Origin of the sequence: Rhodococcus sp. T2V, assembly GCF_029269925.1 — a bacterium.
GTDB lineage: Bacteria > Actinomycetota > Actinomycetes > Mycobacteriales > Mycobacteriaceae > Rhodococcus_F > Rhodococcus_F koreensis.
On the sequence record NZ_JARJBD010000254.1, the window covers coordinates 1 to 2,086 of the forward strand.

General features: G+C 67.9%; 1 protein-coding gene. It reads left to right on the forward strand.

Annotation, left to right across the window (positions count from 1 at the left end):
• The first annotated feature begins 280 nt into the window (after positions 1-280).
• A complete protein-coding gene (locus tag P3H15_RS53670; RefSeq protein ID WP_276144770.1) occupies positions 281-2,044 on the forward strand; it encodes a transposase in 1,764 nt (587 codons plus the stop codon).
• Positions 2,045-2,086 lie beyond the last annotated feature (42 nt).

Below are 2,086 nucleotides of genomic sequence, written 5' to 3' on the forward strand. Positions count from 1 at the left end.
GTTAGCGCGGATTTCCGTGTAGTTGATTAGGGGCAACCCGTTTTCGGGCCGAAGTGCTCGCTGACCTTGGACGTTGCATCGGAAAGCGGCGGTTGACCCGCACGGATATTGCCGCCAATCAACTGCTGAATCGTCGATACCAGCGATTGTTATCGTGTCGTAACATCGCGGGTGCCGCCGCCGTATCTCCATGAGGTTCGGCAGATCAGTTGCAGCCGAAGCACTTCTGTGTCCGCGTGCGATCCCCCGCTCGAAGTGGTGGAACTGGTAGAACACCCCTATGGAAGGTGGATCAGGGCAACGCGAGGGCGCGGAGGCGTTCACCGCGCCCGAGCAGGTGAACCACCGCCGCTACGAAGCGTTACGCGCGTTCTTCGTCGACGGGCTCTCCTACGCGCAGGCCGGTGCGCGGGTCGGCTACACCCGGTGGGCGACGGTGAACCTGGTCCGCGACTACCGGGCCGGGAAGCTGGAGTTGTTCGCGCCGCCCGGCAAACCGGGCCCGCGACCGGGCGTCACGCCGGCCAAGGACCGCGCCCGCGCCCGGGTGATCGAGCTACGCCGGGAAGGGCTGTCGACCTACGAGATCTCGGCGCGGCTGGCCGGTGAGGGCACCCCGCTCAATCGCACCAGCGTCGGCGAGATCCTCGCCGAGGAAGGCTTCGGGCGGCTGCTGCGCCACCCCGAACCGGAGGCGAGCGTGTCGCCGGCAACACCCGGCCGCGACACCCGCCTGCCCCGCACCGCCCGGCTCGACTTCGAAACCTGGCCGCAGCGTATCGATTCCGGCCGAGCCGGGCTGCTGCTGCTGGTGCCCGACCTGGTTGGCCTGGACCTGCCCGCCCTGGTCCGCGACGCCGGCTACCCCGGCACCCGGATCGTGCCCGCCCTGTCCTGGCTGCTGTCGCTGCTGGCGCTGAAACTGACCCGCACCCGCCGCCTCTCCCACGTCGACGACCTGCTGATCTCCGACCCGGCCGCGTCGTTGTTCGCCGGACTCTCGGTGCTGCCGAAAAAGTCCGCGCTCACCGACTACTCCTACCGCACCGGCCACGACCACCAGCGCGCGATCCTGGCCGCGCTGGACAAGAGACTGATCGCCGGCGGCCTCGCCACCGGCGATCAGTCGATCTTCGACCTGGACTTCCACGCCGTCATGCACTGGGGCCACGACCCGGCGCTGGAAAAACACTACGTGCCCACCCGCTCGCAGCGCGCCCGCTCGGTACTGACGTTCTTCGCCCAGGACTCCGGCACCCACAACCTGGTCTACGCCAACGCCGACATCACCAAATCCAGCCAGAACCGGGAGGTGATCGCGTTCTGCGACCACTGGAAACAGCTCAGCGGCGCCGACCCGCACATGCTGATCATGGATCAGAAGGTCACCACCCACCCGGTGCTCGGCGAACTCGACGCCCGCGGCGTCAAGTTCCTCACCCTGCGGATGCGCTCACCCGCGCTCGTCCGCCAGATCGACGCCCTCACCGGCACCGACTTCACCACGATCACCCTGAACCGGTCCGGGAGGTTCAACAGGCCGAAAGTGCACGAGGCCAGCGGTGTTCGGCTGACCGGCTATCCCGGCACCGTGCGGCAGCTCATCGTCACCGGGCTCGGCCGCGACGCGCCCACGGTCATCATCACCAACGACCACGACCTACCCGCCAAGGCGCTGATCGAGCACTACGCGCGTCGGATGACCATCGAGCAACGCCTCGCCGAGATCATCCAGGCCTTCCACGCCGACGCGCTGTCCTCGGCGGTCAACCTCAACGTCGACCTCGACATCATGCTCTGCGTCCTCGCCCAGGCCCTCACCGCCGCGCTCCGCGCCCGCCTACCCGGCTACGCCACCGTCACCCCCGACGTGCTGCAACGCCGCTTCCTCGAAACCCCCGGCACCATCATCACCAGCGCCGACACCGTCACCGTCCGCCTCGACCGACGCGCCTACTCACCCGTGCTCCGCCACGCCGACCTCCCCACCGACACCCAAGTGCCCTGGTGGGGCAACCGCACCCTCCACTACGAATTCAGCTGACCCGCGTTGCCCCGAACCAGTTGCGTGGAAATCCGCGTTAGA

Excerpts from the sequence above, each read along its gene's own strand:
- P3H15_RS53670 (WP_276144770.1), top strand. The coding sequence starts at position 281 with ATGGAAGGTGGATCAGGGCAACGCGAGGGCGCGGAGGCGTTCACCGCG.